The 18,053-nt window shown below is 60.6% G+C and carries 15 protein-coding genes and 1 pseudogene; 12 read left to right on the forward strand and 4 right to left on the reverse strand.

Annotation, left to right across the window (positions count from 1 at the left end; translation table 11 throughout):
- From ACSQ3L_RS27630 to ACSQ3L_RS27650, 5 genes are read left to right on the forward strand one after another with little or no spacing between them, the layout of a single operon-like run.
- Window positions 1-1,380 (forward strand): amidohydrolase, encoded by a 1,380-nt coding sequence (locus tag ACSQ3L_RS27630; RefSeq protein WP_436162785.1) that lies wholly within the window; start codon window positions 1-3, stop codon window positions 1,378-1,380.
- Window positions 1,381-1,406: 26 nt separating this feature from the next.
- Window positions 1,407-2,501 carry a BMP family ABC transporter substrate-binding protein gene (locus ACSQ3L_RS27635; RefSeq protein ID WP_436163545.1) on the forward strand — a complete coding sequence of 365 codons (1,095 nt, stop codon included), beginning with the start codon at window positions 1,407-1,409 and terminating at the stop codon, window positions 2,499-2,501.
- A 2-nt stretch (window positions 2,502-2,503) separates the two neighbouring features.
- Window positions 2,504-4,027, forward strand: a complete 1,524-nt coding sequence (locus tag ACSQ3L_RS27640; RefSeq protein WP_436162786.1) for an ABC transporter ATP-binding protein — start codon at window positions 2,504-2,506, stop codon at window positions 4,025-4,027.
- Complete coding sequence (locus ACSQ3L_RS27645) at window positions 4,024-5,124, forward strand: ABC transporter permease (RefSeq protein ID WP_436162787.1); 1,101 nt, start codon at window positions 4,024-4,026, stop codon at window positions 5,122-5,124. The genes ACSQ3L_RS27640 and ACSQ3L_RS27645 overlap by 4 nt, the downstream gene beginning before the upstream one ends.
- Window positions 5,121-6,032 (forward strand): ABC transporter permease, encoded by a 912-nt coding sequence (locus ACSQ3L_RS27650; protein WP_436162788.1) that lies wholly within the window; start codon window positions 5,121-5,123, stop codon window positions 6,030-6,032. The genes ACSQ3L_RS27645 and ACSQ3L_RS27650 overlap by 4 nt, the downstream gene beginning before the upstream one ends.
- A gap of 284 nt (window positions 6,033-6,316) precedes the next feature.
- On the opposite strand, the gene ACSQ3L_RS27655 is transcribed toward ACSQ3L_RS27650, so the two are convergent.
- The 3 genes from ACSQ3L_RS27655 to ACSQ3L_RS27665 form a co-directional block, all read right to left on the reverse strand.
- Entirely contained in the window at window positions 6,317-7,051 is a 735-nt protein-coding gene (locus ACSQ3L_RS27655; RefSeq protein WP_436162789.1) for an SDR family NAD(P)-dependent oxidoreductase, read from the reverse strand.
- On the reverse strand, window positions 7,038-7,484 hold the full coding sequence (locus ACSQ3L_RS27660; protein ID WP_436162790.1) for an alpha/beta fold hydrolase: 447 nt from the start codon (window positions 7,482-7,484) through the stop codon (window positions 7,038-7,040). Before ACSQ3L_RS27660 ends, ACSQ3L_RS27655 begins: the two co-directional genes overlap by 14 nt.
- Before the next feature lie 207 nt (window positions 7,485-7,691).
- Window positions 7,692-8,480 (reverse strand): enoyl-CoA hydratase/isomerase family protein, encoded by a 789-nt coding sequence (locus ACSQ3L_RS27665; protein WP_436162791.1) that lies wholly within the window; start codon window positions 8,478-8,480, stop codon window positions 7,692-7,694.
- 136 nt (window positions 8,481-8,616) lie between these two features.
- Between ACSQ3L_RS27665 and ACSQ3L_RS27670 the strand changes: the two genes are divergently transcribed.
- The gene (locus tag ACSQ3L_RS27670) at window positions 8,617-9,846 is read left to right on the forward strand and encodes a TetR/AcrR family transcriptional regulator (protein ID WP_436162792.1); all 1,230 of its coding nucleotides are present in this window, start codon (window positions 8,617-8,619) and stop codon (window positions 9,844-9,846) included.
- 218 nt (window positions 9,847-10,064) lie between these two features.
- A pseudogene (locus ACSQ3L_RS27675) lies at window positions 10,065-10,353 on the forward strand (helix-turn-helix transcriptional regulator).
- 645 nt (window positions 10,354-10,998) lie between these two features.
- Here the strand turns inward: ACSQ3L_RS27675 and ACSQ3L_RS27680 are convergent.
- Window positions 10,999-11,898, reverse strand: coding sequence for a hypothetical protein (locus tag ACSQ3L_RS27680; protein WP_436162793.1), 900 nt, complete (start codon window positions 11,896-11,898; stop codon window positions 10,999-11,001).
- A gap of 453 nt (window positions 11,899-12,351) precedes the next feature.
- Between ACSQ3L_RS27680 and ACSQ3L_RS27685 the strand changes: the two genes are divergently transcribed.
- The 5 genes from ACSQ3L_RS27685 to ACSQ3L_RS27705 are packed head-to-tail and all read left to right on the forward strand — an operon-like array spanning window position 12,352 to window position 18,035.
- Window positions 12,352-14,517, forward strand: a complete 2,166-nt coding sequence (locus ACSQ3L_RS27685) for a N,N-dimethylformamidase beta subunit family domain-containing protein (RefSeq protein ID WP_436162794.1) — start codon at window positions 12,352-12,354, stop codon at window positions 14,515-14,517.
- The gene (locus ACSQ3L_RS27690; RefSeq protein WP_436162795.1) at window positions 14,511-15,470 is read left to right on the forward strand and encodes an ABC transporter substrate-binding protein; all 960 of its coding nucleotides are present in this window, start codon (window positions 14,511-14,513) and stop codon (window positions 15,468-15,470) included. Before ACSQ3L_RS27685 ends, ACSQ3L_RS27690 begins: the two co-directional genes overlap by 7 nt.
- A gap of 56 nt (window positions 15,471-15,526) precedes the next feature.
- Window positions 15,527-16,369 carry an ABC transporter permease gene (locus ACSQ3L_RS27695; protein ID WP_436162796.1) on the forward strand — a complete coding sequence of 281 codons (843 nt, stop codon included), beginning with the start codon at window positions 15,527-15,529 and terminating at the stop codon, window positions 16,367-16,369.
- Between the two features lie 22 nt (window positions 16,370-16,391).
- Window positions 16,392-17,180: an ABC transporter ATP-binding protein gene (locus ACSQ3L_RS27700; protein ID WP_436162797.1), complete on the forward strand. Its 789-nt coding sequence runs from the start codon at window positions 16,392-16,394 to the stop codon at window positions 17,178-17,180.
- 18 nt (window positions 17,181-17,198) lie between these two features.
- Window positions 17,199-18,035, forward strand: a complete 837-nt coding sequence (locus ACSQ3L_RS27705) for a helix-turn-helix domain-containing protein (RefSeq protein ID WP_436162798.1) — start codon at window positions 17,199-17,201, stop codon at window positions 18,033-18,035.
- Window positions 18,036-18,053: the final 18 nt, after the last annotated feature.

Below are 18,053 nucleotides of genomic sequence, written 5' to 3' on the forward strand. Positions count from 1 at the left end.
GTGGCGGGCTATTTGCTGAAGAACTGCGCTGCGGTCATCGTCGACGAGGGCAACGGTCCGGACGTCCGACGCGATGTCGATGTCCTGACCGACGGGCCGGCGATACGGGCCATCGGCGAAGGCCTCGACGAGGGCGAGCTGCCCGCCGGCACCATCGCGCGGGATGCCGCTGGCTGGTTCGTCTATCCCGGCCTCGTCAACACTCATCACCACTTCTTTCAGTGCTTCGTGCGCAACCGCGCCGATCTGGACTGGACGAAGCTGTCGGTCATCGAATGGCTCGACCGCATCTATCCCATCTTCTCGCGACTGACCGAGGAATGCTTCTACCACGCGTCGGTGACGGCCATGGCCGAGTTGATAAAGCACGGCTGCACGACGGCATTCGACCATCAGTATTGCTTTCCGCGGCATGCCGGCAAACGGCTGATCGACCGGCAGTTCGAAGCGGCCGAACTCCTCGGCATGCGCTTCCATGCCGGACGCGGCGGCAACACGCTGCCGAAATCGCAAGGCTCGACCATCCCCGACGCCATGCTGGAAACGACGGACGAATTCATCGCCGACTGTGCCCGATTGATCGATACCTACCATGATGCCGGTCCGTTCAGCATGCGCCAGGTCGCCGTCGCGCCCTGCCAGCCAGTCAACTGCTATCGCGAGACGTTCGTGGAATCGGTGGCGCTGGCGCGCGACCGCGGAGTGCGCATGCATACACATGTCGGCGAGGGCGAAAGCCCGCTCATCGAGGCCCGTCACGGCATGCGCACGGTGGACTATTGCGCTGAGATCGGCTTCTGCGGGTCGGACGCTTTCTATGCCCATTGCTGGGAGCTGAGCCACGACGAACTGCGCAAGATGGCCGCAAGCGGCACCGGCGTCGCGCACTGCCCGGAGCCGGTCTATCTCGTCGGCGCCGAAATCACCGACATCCCGGCGATGTCGGCCTTCGGGCTCAATTTGGGGCTGGGCTGCGACGGTGCCGCCTCGAACGATAATTCGAACCTGATGCACTGCATCCATTCCGCCTACATGCTGCAATGCCTGTCGGCGTCGACACGCGAGCATCCGGTTCCGCCGCCGGCCGATTTTCTCAGCTATGCGACGACCGGGGGCGCGACGCTGCTCGGGCGCGGCGACATCGGCAGGCTGGCGCCCGGCATGGCCGCCGACCTTTTCGCCATCGACACGCGGCGCATGGACTATGTCGGCACGCGGCACGATCCGCTGAGCCTGCTGGCCAAGGTGGGCATCGGCGCGCCGACCGACATGACCATGATCAACGGCCGCATCGTCTGGGCCAAGGGCGAGTTCCCGGGGCTCGACGAGGCTCGGCTGTTCGCGCACGCCGAGGCGGCGCTCGCGACCGTGGAATTCTAGAAACCAAAACAAGGGGAACTGACATGCTGACAAATCTGACCCGCAGAACATTGATGAAGGGCGCGGCTGCCTCCGGGCTCGTCGCAGCGGTGGGCGGCCGCGCGCTTGCCGCCGACGAACCTTTGGGCATCGTGCTTGTGGTCCCATCACCGGTCGGCGATGTCGGCTGGGGTCGCGCGCTCGCCGACGGGCTCGAACCGGTGAAGGCGGCCTATGGCGACAAGGTGAAGGTGACCGTCATCGAGAACATACAGGAAGGACCCGATGCCGACCGGATCATGAACAAGGCGGTTGCCGACGGGAACAAGTTCTTGATCGCAGGGTCCTTCGGCTACCAGAACGGTGCCCTGCAGATCGCGCGCCGCAATCCCGGCGTCACCGTGCTGCATGCTTCCGGTTTCCAGGTGGCGCCGAACTTCTCACCCTTCGCGGCCCAATATTCCCAGGGGACCTACCTGATGGGCATGGCGGCGGCCGCGCTTTCCAAGACCGGCAAGCTTGGCTCGGTCTCGGCCTTCGCCATTCCGGAGCTGATCACTTCCATCAACGCTTTCACGCTGGGAGCGCAGGCGGTGAAGCCCGATGTCGAGGTTTCGGTCGTATGGGTGAACTCATGGTTCGATCCGGCCAAGGAGCAGGAAGCCGCCAAGGCGCTGCTGGCGCAGAAATGCGACGTGATCTTCTCCAACGCGCAGGACACACCCTCCGTCGTCTCGGCCTGCGAGGAGGCCGGCGTCCCCGCCTTCAACCTCAACTCGTCGATGAAGAAATACGCGCCCAAAACCTATCTCGGCTGTGTTGCGACCGACTGGTCGCCCTTCTTCAAAGCCTCGGTCGATGCCCACATCACCGGCAACTTCAAGGGCGCCAACGCTTTCCTGGGTGTCGGCGACAAGGTGGTCGAGGTTGTTGACTGGAACCCGGGCATCCCGGCCGACATGGTGGCCAGGATCAAGGAGGTGGAAGCCAAGATCGCCGACGGCAGCTTCTCGACCTTTACCGGCCCGATCGCCAAGGCCGACGGCAGCGAGGCCGTCCCCGCCGGCAAGACGATGAGCGAGGCCGAGATCGTGGCCATGGACTGGCACGTCAAGGGTGTCAACACGCCGCTGCCGAAGTGACAATGACCGTCCCGCTCCTGTCGCTGCGCGGCATCTCCAAGAGCTACGGCCAGATCCATGCCAATCGAGACATCGATCTGGATGTGGCTCCGCGCTCGATCCATGCGATCCTCGGGGAAAACGGAGCGGGCAAGTCGACGCTGATGAAGCTGATCTACGGCGTCGAGCAGCCGGACGCCGGAACGGTGAGCTGGAAAGGAGAGCCCCTGGCCCTCGCTTCCCCCGCGGATGCGAGGCGCAAGGGGATCGGCATGGTGTTCCAGCATTTCTCCTTGTTCGAGACGCTGACGGTGGTGGAGAACATCCGGCTGGTCGTGCCGAGGGGCAAATCGGATCTTGCGGAACGCATCCGTACGCTCGGCCGCGACTTCGGACTCGAGGTCGATCCGCGCGCCCATGTCCACGCGCTCTCGGTCGGGGAGCGGCAGCGGGTGGAAATCATCCGCTGCCTGATGACCGAACCCCAGCTCCTGATCCTCGACGAACCGACCTCCGTCCTGCCGCCGCAATCGGTGGGCAAGCTGTTCGAGACTTTGCGGCGGCTGCGCGACGGTGGCGTTTCCATCCTGTTCATCTCGCACAAGCTGGAGGAGATCCGCGCGGTCTGCGACCGCGCGACCATCCTGCGCGGTGGGCGCATCACCGGCCATGTGGACCCGCGCGATCATGACGCGCACGACCTCGCCCGCATGATGATCGGCCGCGACATGCCGCAGCCCATGCCGGCGATGGCGCATTCCGGCGGAGAAAAGCGCCTCGAAATCATCGGCCTCGACCATCGGCCGGACGATCCCTTCGCTGTGCCTCTTAGCGACGTCAGCCTGACGGTCCGGGCCGGCGAGATCCTCGGCATCGCGGGCATATCGGGCAACGGGCAGAGCGAACTCGCAGCGCTGATTTCAGGTGAGACGGCGCTGCCGCGCGAGAAGTCCGATCGCATCTACATGATGGGAAAGGATGTTGGCGCGCTCAATGCGGCGGCCCGCCGCCGGCTGGGCTTCGCTTTCGTTCCGGAGGAAAGGCTCGGCCGCGGCGCGGTGCCGGAGATGTCTCTCGTCCTCAACAGCCTTCTGACCGCCCATCCGTTCGGCTTGTTGAAACGCGGCCTTGTCGACACTGCCCGGGCCAAGGCTTTCACCGAGGACTGCATCCGGCAATACGACGTGCGCACGCCCGGTTCCGAAGCGGAGGCCGGCGCGCTTTCGGGGGGCAATCTGCAAAAGTTCATCGTCGGCCGCGAGATCATGCTGTCGCCGAAATTGCTGTTCGTGGCGCAACCCACCTGGGGCGTGGACGTCGGCGCTGCTTCCGCCATCCGCCGGCGTCTCGTCGCCCTTCGCAATGAAGGCATGGGAATCCTCGTCATTTCGGAGGAATTGGAGGAGCTGTTCGAACTCTGCGATTCGATCCGGGTGATCCATCAGGGCCGGCTGAGCCCGCCGCTGGTGACGCGCGATACCAGACCCGAGGAGATCGGCCGCTACATGATCGGCGCGCATTCGACGCCCAGGAAGGTCCCTGCATGAGTGCTCTCTCCCCGCCGTTCCTTCCCGTTCTGGTTCGCCGGGAGCATGCCTCGCTTAGCGTGAAGCTGGTCGCCCCGCCCGTGGCGCTCGGTCTTGCGACACTCCTCAATCTCGGGCTCTACCTCCTGATGGGCCGCGATCCGGTAGCCGTTTTCCACGCGATGCTTCTGGAGCCTTTCCTGTCCTGGGCCTCGTTCTCGGAAGTCCTGCTGAAGACCGGACCGCTCCTGCTGATCGCGCAGGGGCTTGCGATCGGCTTTCGCGCCAAGGTCTTCAACATCGGCGCCGAAGGCCAGTTCATTCTTGGCGCGATTTTCGCATCGGCCATTCCCATCTGGTTCCCGGAGGCAACGGGCCAGTGGATCTGGCCCGCCATGCTTGTCATCGGTGCGCTGGGTGGCGCGCTATGGGCGTCGCTCACGGCCTTCTGGCGCGTGAGGCTCAACGCGAACGAGATTCTCGTGTCACTCATGCTGGTGTTCGTTGCGGCGCAATTGCTCAACTATCTGCTTCTCGGACCCTGGAAGGATCCGAACGGCTTCAACTTCCCGCAATCGGTGATGTTCCAGTATGATGCGATGGTGCCGATCCTGATCCCCGGCACCCGTGTCAACGTCTCGCTGCTTGTCGCCTGCGCGTTCTCCCTCGCGGCGTGGGTTTTCATGCAGAGGAGTTTCGCGGGTTACAAGCTGCAGGTCGGCGGCCTCGCGCCGCACGCAGCCGGATACGCCGGCTTCAACGAGGGGTGCGCGATATGGCTTTCGCTCCTCATCGGCGGCTTCGCGGCTGGCCTCGCCGGAGCCGCCGAGGTAGCCGGACCGCTTGGCCAGTTGCAGCGCTCCATTTCGACCGGCTACGGCTATGCCGCCATCATCGTCGCGTACCTCGGAGGCCTTCACCCGATCGGCATCGTCTTTTCCGCGCTGCTGATGGCAGCCCTCTATATCGGTGGCGATAACGCGATGGTCTCGGCAAATCTGCCGGTCGCCGCGGTCCGGGTCTTCCAGGGCAGCCTGCTGCTCGCCTATCTCGTCGCCATCGCCTTCGTCCGCTACCGGCTCGACTGGCGCCACGCCGTCCACGGAAGCATGTCATGAACGCCGCCGAGTTCATCGTCGCCGGGATGCTGGCGGCGGCTACGCCGTTCCTTCTGGCGGCGCTCGGCGAACTGGTGGCCGAGCGGGCCGGCGTCCTCAATCTCGGCGTGGAGGGACTAATGGCCCTCGGCGCGGTCATCGCCTTCATCGTCGTCCATCAGGGCGGCGGGCATCTCCTCGGTTTCGTCGCCGCGGGCCTGGCCAGCGCTGCGCTTTCCCTTGTCTTTGCCGTCATCGCGCTGGGATTCCGCGCGAACCAGGTCGCAGTGGGACTCGCCATAGGCATACTCGGCCAAGGCCTCTCGGCGCTGTTCGGCAAGAGCTATGAGAGCCTTACGGTCAAGGGGCTTCCGAAGCTTTCGCTGCCCTGGCTTTCGGATATCCCGGTCTTCGGTGGCCTGTTCGCCCAAGACGTTGTCGTGTGGCTTTCGCTTGTCGCGACCGTCGCCATCTGGGCGATGTTCGCCTACACCAAGACCGGCCTCGTCGTCCGCGCCGTCGGCGAGAACCCCAAGGCGGCCCATGCGCTCGGCTATCCAGTGATCGCCGTGCGCTTCGCCGCCGTCGCCTTCGGCGGCGCATTGGCGGGTTTCGCCGGCGCCTACGCAGCCGTGGTCTACACTCCGCTATGGGCCGACGGCATGATCGCCGGGCGCGGCTGGATTGCGATTGCGCTCGTCGTCTTTGGCACCTGGCTCGCCAGCCGTATCTTCCTAGGTGCGTGCCTTTTCGGCGCCGTCTCCCTAGCAAGCCTCGCGGCCCAGGCGACAGGGCTGAACGTTTCCTCGCAACTTCTATCGAGCTTGCCTTATCTTGTGACCGTCATCGTGCTCGGCATCATTTCTTCGAACCGGCGTCTGCTCAAGCTCAACGGCGTGGCTTCGCTGGGAGAACCTTTCGAACGATAGTGTCGCTTGGTACGGCCTATCGAAGATCCCTTGAAGAATGGTGGATTCGCCCCGCGCTCTGACAGGGCGGAGTTGCTTCGACGCGACAGACCCTCCAACTCGTCATCACGTTCAGCGCGGAAGTCGTCCACCATGGACACGCTAGAGCAGGATGCAATTAAGAGGAATCGGACATCATGCTCTAAGTTTTGTTTTTAACGCATGATCTTATCCGAAAAGTCTGCAACTTTTCGGGATCATGCTCAGTTCCCGCCGGTTAACCGCTCCCGCGATCCGGCGCGATTTCAGATGGCCGAGAAGCCGCCGTCGACATTCAACTCCATCCCATTCACGAAGCTCGAATCGTCTGAAGCAAGAAACAGCGCGACCGCCGCAATTTCCTCAGGACGGCCCATCTTTCCGCGCGGGATCAGGGATTCGAACATCTGCTTCGCCTCCTCGGTGAGAACCTGGTCCTGCATCGGTGTGGCGATCGGCCCCGGGTGCAGCACGTTCACCCGGATATTCCTGCCCTTGAGTTCGTTGAGCCACCCGCGTGCGAATGCGTGCAGCGCCGCCTTGCTCGCCGCATACACGCTGTAACCAGGAAAACCTTTGATCGAAGCGACTGACCCGGTCATGAAGATCGATCCGCCGTCGTTGAACAGCGGCAACGCCTTCTGAACCGTAAACAGCGTGCCGCGCGCATTCAAGTTGAAGGTCGCATCGAAGTGCTGTTCGGTAATCTCGCCCAGTGGGACGGCTTCGCCCGTGCCGGCGCTCGCGTACAGGACGTCGATCTTGCCCTTTTCCCGCTTGACCGTGTCGAACAGGCGGTCGAGGTCGTCGAGATTGGACGCGTCGCCCCGCACGCCGGTCACGTTCCGGCCGATCAGCTTGACGGCCTCGTCGAGCGCCTCCTGTCTCCGGCCGGTGATGAAAACATAGGCGCCCTCTTCAACGAACCGCTTGGCGCTCGCCAGCGCCAAGCCGCTCGATCCACCCGTGATGACTGCAACCTTACCCTCAAGCTTTCCCATGACTACTCCTTATCCCCGCACCCGGTAGTACCGGAGGGACACTGAGGCCGAAGACCGCGTCAAACAGATCCGGACGCATCACCGCCATGTTCCAACTCACCGTCGCACCGAAGTCGTGGCCGACCAGGCTAGCGCGCTCGATCCCGAGTTCCGTGAGGATGCCGACAAGGTCTCCGACATGGTAGAGAACCGTGTAAAGCGCGGCGTCTTCAGGCTTGGAGCTATCGCCATAGCCACGCGTATCGAACGATATCGCGCGGTAACCTGCGGCCGCGACTGCCGCCATCTGCCGGCGCCAGCCCCGCCATCCGTCAGGAAAGCCGTGGACGAACAGCACAGCCGGACCCTCGCCTTCCTCGACAACGTTCAGCTTGACGCCATTGGTTTCTACAAAGGTCTGCTTCAGCGATCTATTCCGATCCACGAAATTCATCTTTCATGCTCCATTTGAATGGTGAAATTGACGCACGCGGTACGGCAACCACTGAGATCGATCTTTGAAGTACACAGTTCGATAATAGTTCGCGTGCGGTCGAGATAGTGTTCGTCTTTACTTGAGACTCTCAGTCATCCGCCTCCGATTGAGGTCGCAGACTAGCCGCTGCCTGACTCCGAGAATTGATGTCAGCACCGGATCGAGTTACTTCCCGGAGAACTGGATTTTCGGGATCGGCTCGTGTTTGCGCACAGCCGCGACCGCAATGGCCATTCCCTCTGCGCCGTCCTTGGTGTCGAGGATGCCAGCGCCGAGCTGGGTGGAGATTATGTCGGCAGCCGCAACGCCGCCGGTAGCCCAGGTGCGGATGAGCGTGCCCGCCTTGCCGTACGCGAGGGTCGGCCCTGTCGCGAGATGCCGCACGAGTTCGTCGGAGACCTCCTCCAACTTGCCGTCAGGCGCTGAATGGGTTGCGATACCCAGATCGACTGCGACCTTTCCGAAAATTGGCTCCGAAAGCAGGACGAAGCGAGTAGCGAGTGTTTTGCCGACGCGATCGGCTATCCGCTGCACCCCGCCTGCCATCGGAATGCCGCCGGCCGACACTTCCGGGAGGACGAGCATCGCCGACTCCGCGACGACCAGGAAATCGAACGCCAGGAGCAGTTCGAAACCGCCGCCCAGGGCCATCCCTGCTACCGAAGCAACCGTGGGGACGGGCAGTTCCTCGATGAGACGGATCGAAGCCAGGATGTCGGCCGCAAACGCTTCGAGAAATTTCGAGCCCTTGTCACCGATGGCGCCGAGATCGTCTGCCACGGCGATGTTGCCGGACGCGGACGTCAAGTGAAGGACGCGGATGTCGCTTGCATATGCCTGGCGAACGGCAGCCCGCAGCGACGAGGGAAAGTCGGACCCTGGTTCGCTGTCTGCATCACCGAGCAAGATCAGTTTGCCCACCGCACCGTGTTGCTCGAAGCGGAACGAACTCATGTTTTACCTCCTAGTTTGCTGACTATCTAGCCAGGCAGGCCTAACGCCTGCTACAAAATGGCCCGTGTCATACGTCGCGATTGGCGGATGACCAAAGCCGGTTATGTTATGTACGTTACAGAATGGAGTGCTGTCAATGGCCCGCCCCCGCGCGTTCGAAGAGAGCGAAGTGCTAGATCGCGCGGCGGACGTCTTCGGTCGCCGGGGCTACGACGGCTCAACCATGGCGGAATTGACGGCCGCAATGGGCTTGAACTCTCCCAGCATCTACGCCGCCTTCGGAAGCAAGCGTGGGCTTTTCGACGCTGTTCTCGGCCGCTGTAGTGCGCGCGAGGACGAGCACTGGGAGTGGGCGCTCACAGCCCCCACGGCCGAAGAAGTCGTCAAGCGCTTGCTGACGACCTCGCCAGCGCAGGAGTCTAGCCGCATACTCGTTCATGCGGGCTTGGCGATGGGCAGTGAGAATGCCGACATTCCCGCTGCCCTGCTTCATCGCCGCCAATCGGCAGAACTGAAACTGCGAGACCGGTTCGAAGAGGCGAAACGGAGTGGCGAACTCCCTGTGGACGCTGATGCCTCAGGGCTGGCGAGCTATGTGACGTCGGTTCTCGGCGGCCTCGCCGTGAAAGCCGCCGGCGGCGCGCCGCACGACGACTTGCGAGAGGGTGCCGAACAGGCGATGGCGGCCTGGCGGGCGATCAGCGATGTTGCGGCCGCCGCGAGCGCTTCAACTAGGGGATCGACGCCGGCCGATCAACTTCGCGAACCACGAAAATTCAGTGCTGACGCAGCGCTCGATGCCGCCATGAAGGTCTTTTGGACCAAGGGTTTCGCGGGCGCGTCGCTGAATGATCTGACCGAGGCCATGGGAATTACCCGCCCAAGCCTCTATGCCGCATTCGGCAACAAAGAAGCGCTCTTCTTCAAGGCCCTCGAGCTCTATCAATCCCTTCGAGGGGACTACATGGCTAGAGCGCTCCAGTCTCCGACAGCGCGAGGCGTTTTCGAAGCAATCCTGAGGGGGACGCTACGCACCCAACTGGCGGAGGGACAACCGCGCGGCTGCCTCATGGTCCTTAACTCAATGCCGGGCGGCGATGAGGCGCAGGTGATCCGCAACGAGATCCTCAGGCGCCAGGCCGTCGGGCGCGATCTCCTCGCCGCCCGGTTTGAAAGGGCCAAGATCGAGGGCGACCTACTGCCCACCGTCAATATCGACGGCCTTGTGCGCTTCGTCCAATCCATGATGAACGGCATCCTCATGCAGGGGGCGGCAGGGGCAAGCCGAAGCGAGCTTGCGGGACTCGTCGAGAGCAGCTTGGCTATGTGGACCGCATCCGCCCAATTACCAATCGGTAAAGATTAGGCGCGACTGGCAGATATCAACATCTTTACCGATCGGTACGGCGATCTTCTCTCGGGCGTGCCGCGGTTGGATGTCCTAGACGACGCCTGCCCCTTGAGACCGCCCGTCCGATTTGCACGCTATGATGCGATATTCCCGCACGCAGCGCTGTGGGGCCTTCCATCTTCCACGACCTATTGCTTTCTATCTCGGCCCCCCCGAGCAACAGGAGGCAAAGCATGGCCAAGGCAAATGCCGACGATGCACTACGCCGGACTATACGGCGCCATCAGCTGCGCGAGATGATCCCACTCGCTGACAGCACCATCTACGAAATGGAGCACCGTGGTGAATTTCCCCGCCGCTTTGCACTATCGCCTAGATGCATTCGTCTGGGACTTAGCTGAAGTTGAGGCCTGGCTGCTGGCGCGCCGCGCCGCGCCGATCCGACGCGCTCAGCACCCGGACGTTTCAAAGCGTAAAACGCGGCCAGTCAAAGGGCGGGATCAAGCTCCATCGGAGGCATAGCCGGCGGCAAGAGCCCGGGTGTGTGTTTACGTCCCGCCACCCACGCGTCAATGATGTCCGACTATTCCCACTCGATTGTTTTTAACCCAGCTAGGTTATTGATCTAGCTGGGTTTTTTCTTGCTTGCGGCACCGAAAGCCGACGCATGGTCCGTCAAAAAGTTACGCTTTTGATTCTAAAGGAAAAATCGCCGCAAAAAATATTTTGAGGTTTCACCAACTATCGCGACCAATCGGGCGATTTTTGCACTTGACGGCGTTCGACGGCGCGCCTTAGCCCGTCTCGAAAAGTACCGTCACTGCTTCAAATAGGTGCATTTTTTCGTTGCGAAATCAATGATCATGGTAGGCCCGGAGGATGTGCCAGAATCGTTTATTTTGTTGGCTTTTCGTGAGCCAGAATTAGAGAACTTCCCGTATTTTTTCGTATGGTTCCGCCGCAGCCATCGAGGCGTTGCGCAAAGGGGGATTTCGGCGCTGATCTATATGGCTATATTCACCCGCTGCCATACCTAGTTGGGTATGTAGCCGAGATCCGTGATAACCTTGAAGAAGCCGGCTTGGCGATCGTCTTAGAAGCAATCACGGTAGCCGTTGTCTGTCCGGGCCAGCGCTCGGCTTCCAATTCTTTCTTGGTAACGCTTGGCTATTCCATTCCTACCCAAACCTTTGCCGAACCGTCGATGACGAGTTCGTAATACCCCGTAGAACCTTCGAACAGGAAGGATCCTGTGAAGATTGGGAAAACAGAGCCTTCGACGGAATATGTATGGCGTCCGACCTCCTCAACTTCGAGGCATTCGCCGCTCGGTTGCCAAAGCTTGGTCTGCGTCATGCCGACAGAGTTGGCTAGGACGAGATATGCAGCCAGAGATCCCGAACCACACGAAGTTTCCATGATGCTCGTGCGGGTCGCGGGCACGTGGACTAGTGGCGAAATCAGGAACGACCCGTTGAAAGGCGATATCGCAATCATCCCGATTGCTTCAAATTCGAGATGATGGTGGCACGCCATGTTTGCGAGCCGTCGCCTGAGTTCAACTTTTGATAACGGTTTGGGGGTGAAGACTATGTGATGCCGGATACCCGGCAGATCGACGGTATGGACATCATCTGCAATCGACACGATAGGTACGCAATCCAGCTGAACCTTCGATTTTGTTATGCCTTCTTCGCTCCGGACAGTTACCCGGATTGGGGCATCAACACCGCTTGTTTCAATAGAGAAATTGCCAGCCTTGAGTTGTCTTTCCGAGGCGAGGAAGCCTCCGTAGCAACGCAGGGCATTGATACATAGTTCGCCACCCATCATCACCATCCGGCCATCCGGCCCTTCTCGCAGCGGCTTTTCGATGAAGCCAACCTGATCGACCCCACCCAATCCTTTGTTGTTCAGGATGTTTCTTGCTACCTCGGGATAATCGCTCTCATGAATCCCGCCCGATACATTGTCGACGAGCACCGTTGGATTGCCTCCGGCGTCAAACTTGTGAAGCGTAAAACCGTTCGTCATTCCGCTGCAGGCTGAACGCTTTTCCCGCTCCAAAGCAGGACCCCGGAATAGCATTCGTTTCCTTGCAGCGGGACGTGCATTGATGCTGAAATGCAGGAACTCTCCCTCATTTTAGACGAACCAAAGTCTGCCGTGAGAAATGACATGCCGTACCACTTCGGAGCAATCGACTGAGCGGTCCGAAGCCAGTTGGCGTCTCAGGACGCCATCCCGTTACCTTCGATGAATCTAGACCGGTCATTGAGCACCTCGATTTGCCGTACGAGAATGAAGATCAAATCTCGCCCGGCCGGTATTTTTGAAACGGCAGTTTCCGTAGACCTCGCGGCAGTATGATTCCTCCGGGCCTCGGCCGGCATTTTCGCATTGCAAGACAGTTTGCCTACAACATACTGTTGCAACAGGACCTACCCCAAAGGGGGTATATACCCCGGCAATCCTCTGTTCGAAAGTAGTCCCCAGGAGAGCGAGGGGTATGAGGGGTATTTGGCCAACGCCGGATCGATTCTACGTGGGTCGCTCTATCGCGCATGGATTCAACGGGAGCGATCAATGAAGCGCGCAGTGGATCATGGCGCGATAAACGCGGTTGGCTACACTGTCCCCTGGAGTGCCAAGGCGGGCCAGCAGGTCAACCTCAGTCTGTCTTGCGATCGGCCGATAAAGAACACGCGGATTTGCTGGCTCGATAGGCCGGTTACCGAATTTCCGACTTGGCCGATCGAAGCGACAGGTGAAACAGTCGGACATCGGCAGTTCGATCAAGGCTCGTTCCTGCGCTTGGCGGCTGACGAGCTCGCCAAAGCGCAGTCTGTTCATGGCATTCGTTTCGAACTGTTCCTCACCCGCAATCCAGGGTCGCGCACCATTCTGGAAGTCGGCTCCGTGAGACTGTGTCTGCGCAACGGGGCGTTTGTCCTGGACATCGCCGACGACGTCCTGCTTGCCGAAGAAAAAGCACCGACTGGGGTCTGGCTGACTGTCGAACTCCATCAGCGGCACCGTGAGTTGTGTTTGCGCATCAAATCCCACGACCTTCTCGCACCATACGAACTTGATCGATGTCTCGGCGACCATATGTGGCGCCTGCAAGGGAGCGGCATCCATCTCGGCGCATGCGCGTCGCGAAACGGGCCGACGCTCAATGCGAAATTCGCGGCGATCCGGCTGGACACGCCGCAAGGGACCGTCGCCTGGAACTTCCCGACACTGTTGCCGACGGAGCCGGTCCTGTGGTCGAGCGGAACAGATCCGCTGCGCCTCGATGTGGTCAATCAGCCGGCCTTCTGCATGACATCGGCGCGTTGTGATGGATCGAGCTTCGATCCTCGGCTCGTACCGGCGCACTACGATGCCATCCACTGCCATGACGACGACATCGGTCCGCTTCAGTGGCCTGCCTCCCATCGCGTAACGGTGCCTGAAAACGCTCGCCCAGGCGTCTACGCATTCCAGGTCGAATGGGAGGGTGGCTACGAACGTGTGGTGTTCTTCGTCAGCTCTTCACGCGCTTCGTCGCCACTGTTGTATCTTGTGCCAACCGCCACCTATCTTGCCTATGCCGACGAATATCTTCCTGACCATCTCTACGAATGGAAAAGCGACGATCGCGGGCATCGCTTCGCGATCGCCAACAATCTGAAGTCGCTCTACGACTACCATTCCGATCTTAGCGGCGTGTCGATCTGCTCTTACAAGAAGCCGAAGGTGACCGTCCGGGACGACTACGACTATCCGCTCTGCGGCTGTCCGCACAACCTTCCGGTCGACCTGCACTTCCTCAGATTCTGCCATGAAAATGGCATCGCGTTCGATGTCGTCACGGATCATGATTTGCATGAACGCGGCATCGACGGACTGCGTGACTATCGAGCGGTCGTGACCGGCAGTCATCCCGAATACATGTCGATCGAGATCGAGCAAGCGCTGCGGCAGTTCGTGGCCGAAGGCGGAAGCATCGCCTATCTTGGCGGCAACGGCTTTGCTGGCGTCGTCGCCTTCAAGGACGATCTGATGGAGTTGCGCCGGTCGCCGCTGGAGGCCGGGCGCACATGGGACGGTTCGATCGCGGAACAGTCGCTTTCAATCACCAACGAGCCGGGAGGCCATCTCCGGTCCCGCGGCCGTGGCGAATTCTCGCTGATCGGCGGCGCGATCTCCCTGATGGGCTTCGACGGCGCGCGCCCTTTCACGCGCACCGACGAAAGCTATCAGGCAGGATGCGCCTGGCTGTTCGAGGGTGTTGAAAATTCGACCTTCGGATCGGATGGCATCGTGCTGGGTGCGGCTGCCGGCTACGAAGTGGATGCCACAAGTCCAGCCCTCGGCACCTCTCCGGACACCATCATCATCGCCCGCGCGACGGATTTCCCCGACAGCTTTTTTCAGGACCCGGCACGCTGGTACGAGGGCGGAGATCCTGAACGCACCAGCCGTCGCTGCGCGGAAATGACCTTGCGCAACCTCGCCGCAGGCGGCCTCATCTTCTCGGCAAGTTCGGTCGCATGGTGCGGCGCGCTACCGGCCAGCGGCCGCATGAACGATGTGGGAAGAATTACGCTCAACCTGCTCAATCGCCTCTCGGCTCCACAAAAGGAGAAATCAACTCCGGAACCGGGGAAATCAATCTCAAGAGGAGAACCGCAATGCTAAAGAGACTGGTGCTTACAATCGCCTTGGTGACGGTGACCGCTACCGCCGCCTGCGCCGATACGGTCAAGCTCGGACTGCAGCCCTGGTTGGGTTATGGCCCGCTTTGGGTCGCCAAGGAGAAGGGCTTCTTCGAGAAAAACGGCGTCGACGTCGCGCTGACCACGTTCAATTGGGACCAGGACATGACAGCCGCGCTCGCCAGCGGCAATCTTGACGTCATCGCCGGCGCGACCAACGGGATGATCGCCAACTTCAACCGGGGCGTCGATCAGAAAGGCTTCCTGGTGATGGACGTGTCCTTCGAGGCCGATGCGGTCCTGGCGGCAAAGGGCGTCGGCTCGGTCACCGACCTGAAGGGCAAGAAGGTGGCCTTCGAAAGTGGTTCGACCAGCGATCTTCTTATCAATTATGCGCTGAGACAAAACGGCATGACCATCGCAGACATCGAACATGTGCCGATGGGCGCCTCGGAGGCGGGGTTGGCCTTGATCGCCGGGCACGTGGACGCGGCGGTCACATATGAGCCCTATATCTCCACCGCGCTTGCTCAGGATAGCAGCTACAAGGTGATTTTCACGGCTGCGAAAAAGCCCGGACTGATCAGCGACCTGCTCAGCGGCTCATCCGTATGGATCAAGGCACATCCCAAGGATGTGCAGGGTCTCATTCGCTCCTGGGACGACGCCATCAACTTCATCCGGGCCAACCCGGCGGAAGGCGGCGCGCTCATTGCCAAGGCCGTCGGCAGCCCGATGAAAGAGTTCGAACCGGCATTCAAGGGGGTACGCCTCTACAACGTGGCCGAGAACAAGGAAATTCTCAAAGGCGATTTCCAAGCGACCATTCAGGAGATCGGCGAGATCATGCAGGCGACCACCCCTGACAAGATCAAGAAGATTCCAGCAGCCGGTGAAATACTGGCGCTCGACGAGCTCAACGCGGTTGCGAAGTAGCCCTGAACTGGCGGCGCTCCCAAAGAGCGCCGCAAGCCCGGTCCGATGGAGTTCCAATGAACAATCACGTGCATCAGCCTGAAGCCATCCGTACGCGGCACAAGCCGAAGCGGGATCTGCTCAAGCTAAGGCAAGAGATACCGAGCAGTATCTTTTCGGCGGCAGGCTTCGTGGTGCCGGCCTTGCTGCTGTTTTCCTGGTGGCTGGTTACCGAGCTCGGTTTCGTGCGCCCGCTGTTTCTCCCAAGCCCGCAGGCCGTCGTGATGGAAGGATGGCGTCAACTTTCGGAAGGCATCCTCGTGGCCGACGCATCCATCAGCATATACCGCATCGTTGTCGGCTGGTTGGCTGCGACAATTGTCGCTGTGCCGATCGGCATTCTGATGGGCAACTATCGCATCATAGAGGGTTCGCTCGAACCCATGATTTCGACGGTGCGCTACATGCCCGTCGTGGCGTTGATTCCGCTGTCGATCCTGTGGACTGGAATCGGTGATGCGCAGAAAATTCTGATCCTGTTCCTCGGCACCTTCTTTCAGCAGTCGCTGATGATCATGGACAATGTCAAGAACATCGACATGAACCTGATCCGCGCCGGCCAGACGCTGGGGTTCAGCAACAGCGAGATTCTTCGCCGCATCATCCTGCCGGCTGCCTCGCCAGGCATATGGGACACGTTCCGCATAACCATCGGCTGGACCTGGACCTACCTGGTTGTCGCCGAATTGGTGGCCGCCAGCGAAGGGCTGGGACGGCGCATCATGGATGCGCAACGCTACCTGGCGACAGATACGATTTTGTTTGGCACTCTGTTCATCGGACTTCTGGGGCTGCTGACGGACTATGTGTTCAAGAAAAGTGGCCAATCGCTGTTCCGCTGGAACAGCCAAACCCGGTGAACGAGCAGTGAACCAAACCCTCATGAAACCGAAAGTCGCCATCGACAGCGTCGGCAAGACCTTCCAGGTGAATGCCATGCCGCTGGTGGCGATCGAGCGCATCGACATCAATATCCGTGAGAACGAGTTCGTCTCGATTGTCGGCACCTCAGGGTGCGGAAAGTCAACGCTCCTCAACATGGTTGGCGGGCTCGATGAACCGACGTCCGGAGAGATCAGGATCGACGGTGTGCCAGTCACCGGACCGGGACGCAACCGCGGTTTCGTTTTTCAGTCTTACAGCCTTTTCGAGTGGATGACGGTGCAGACCAACATCCGCTTCGCCCTGGAAAAGAGCACAATGGCGAAGGCCGAGAAGACCGAACTGGTGGCGCACTTCATACAGGCCGTCGGGCTGTCCGGCTTCGAGAACGCCTATCCCAGGCAGCTTTCCGGCGGCATGCGGCAACGCGTGGCGATCGCACGGGCGCTCGTCTACAAGCCGTCGATTCTGCTGATGGACGAGCCGTTCGGCGCGCTCGATGCCCAGACGCGCGGCATGATGCAGGAACTGCTGTTAAAAGTCTGGGAAGACCATAAGGTGACGGTGCTGTTCGTTACGCACGATGTGGATGAAGCGATCTTCCTTGCCGATCGGGTGATCGTGCTCGCCAGCCGTCCGGGCCGGGTCAAGAAGGACATGGCCATCGAACTGGGGCGACCGCGATCTTTCGACATCGTCACCGATGCGGCCTTCACCGCATACAAGCGCGAGATATTCGCGGACATCCGCGAAGAGACGCTGAAGGTCATGGCAATGGAACGGGCTTGATGCTCAGATAGGGCTGTTGTGAACGCTGAACTGAACACCCTTGCATCCGCCATCGAAGCTATCGGCAGGGCGGATTTTTATGAGCGTATCTGCAGCTATCTGCGCGAGTGCATGCCGTATGACAATGTCATTGCGATTACCTATCAGGGCTCATCACTTCCCGTGGTGCACCATCGCTGCGCAAGGGGTCCCAATGTGTTCAGACACTTGGAAACGACATATCTCACAGGCGCATATGTTCTGGATCCGATCTACCAATATCATCTGAGAAGAGAGAGGTCGGGGATCTTCCGGCTGCTGGATGTCGCGCCCGACCAATTCAAGAGAAGCCACTACTATGAGTGGTACTATGGATTAATTGGAATCACCGATGAAATCTCGGTCGTGCAGACGGTAGGAGACGACACCACGATCACCATCTCGATGGGCAAGGATCGGTCGTCGGCGCAAATGTTCTCTTCGTTGGACGAAAGGCGGTTACGACGACACGAAGCCGTCATCATGACGTTGCTGAAAGCGCACTGGGCCAGCGGCGCCGATCCCCTTTCTCGCCAGCCTCGCGGTCTGACAGTCACCGACGGCCTCATCGCCGCGATGCGGGATCGGCACAGCCTGACGCTCAGCCGGCGACAGGCGGAAGTCGCGCTTCTCATCCTGCAAGGCCATTCCTCGGTTTCCATCGGCTTGAATCTCAGCATCAGCCCGCAGACGGTCAAGGTCTATCGCAAGCAACTCTACCACAAGTGCAATTTGTCATCTCAGGCAGAGCTCTTCGCGCTGACCATGCCTATTCTGCAGCAGATCTCGATGCTGCCCACCGGCAAACAGCGATCCTCCGTGACCAGAGCGGGATGACGCCTGATTGCGGCATCG

The organism is Mesorhizobium sp. LjRoot246 (genome assembly GCF_964254115.1).
Lineage (GTDB): Bacteria > Pseudomonadota > Alphaproteobacteria > Rhizobiales > Rhizobiaceae > Mesorhizobium.

Bases quoted from the DNA above. Each gene is read 5' to 3' on its own strand.
- ACSQ3L_RS27700 (WP_436162797.1), top strand. From the start codon at position 16,392: ATGAAACCGAAAGTCGCCATCGACAGCGTCGGCAAGACCTTCCAGGTG.
- ACSQ3L_RS27660 (WP_436162790.1), bottom strand. From the start codon at position 7,484: ATGAATTTCGTGGATCGGAATAGATCGCTGAAGCAGACCTTTGTAGAA.
- ACSQ3L_RS27695 (WP_436162796.1), top strand. From the start codon at position 15,527: ATGAACAATCACGTGCATCAGCCTGAAGCCATCCGTACGCGGCACAAG.
- ACSQ3L_RS27645 (WP_436162787.1), top strand. From the start codon at position 4,024: ATGAGTGCTCTCTCCCCGCCGTTCCTTCCCGTTCTGGTTCGCCGGGAG.
- ACSQ3L_RS27655 (WP_436162789.1), bottom strand. From the start codon at position 7,051: ATGGGAAAGCTTGAGGGTAAGGTTGCAGTCATCACGGGTGGATCGAGC.
- ACSQ3L_RS27640 (WP_436162786.1), top strand. From the start codon at position 2,504: ATGACCGTCCCGCTCCTGTCGCTGCGCGGCATCTCCAAGAGCTACGGC.
- ACSQ3L_RS27670 (WP_436162792.1), top strand. From the start codon at position 8,617: ATGGCCCGCCCCCGCGCGTTCGAAGAGAGCGAAGTGCTAGATCGCGCG.
- ACSQ3L_RS27690 (WP_436162795.1), top strand. From the start codon at position 14,511: ATGCTAAAGAGACTGGTGCTTACAATCGCCTTGGTGACGGTGACCGCT.
- ACSQ3L_RS27650 (WP_436162788.1), top strand. From the start codon at position 5,121: ATGAACGCCGCCGAGTTCATCGTCGCCGGGATGCTGGCGGCGGCTACG.
- ACSQ3L_RS27665 (WP_436162791.1), bottom strand. From the start codon at position 8,480: ATGAGTTCGTTCCGCTTCGAGCAACACGGTGCGGTGGGCAAACTGATC.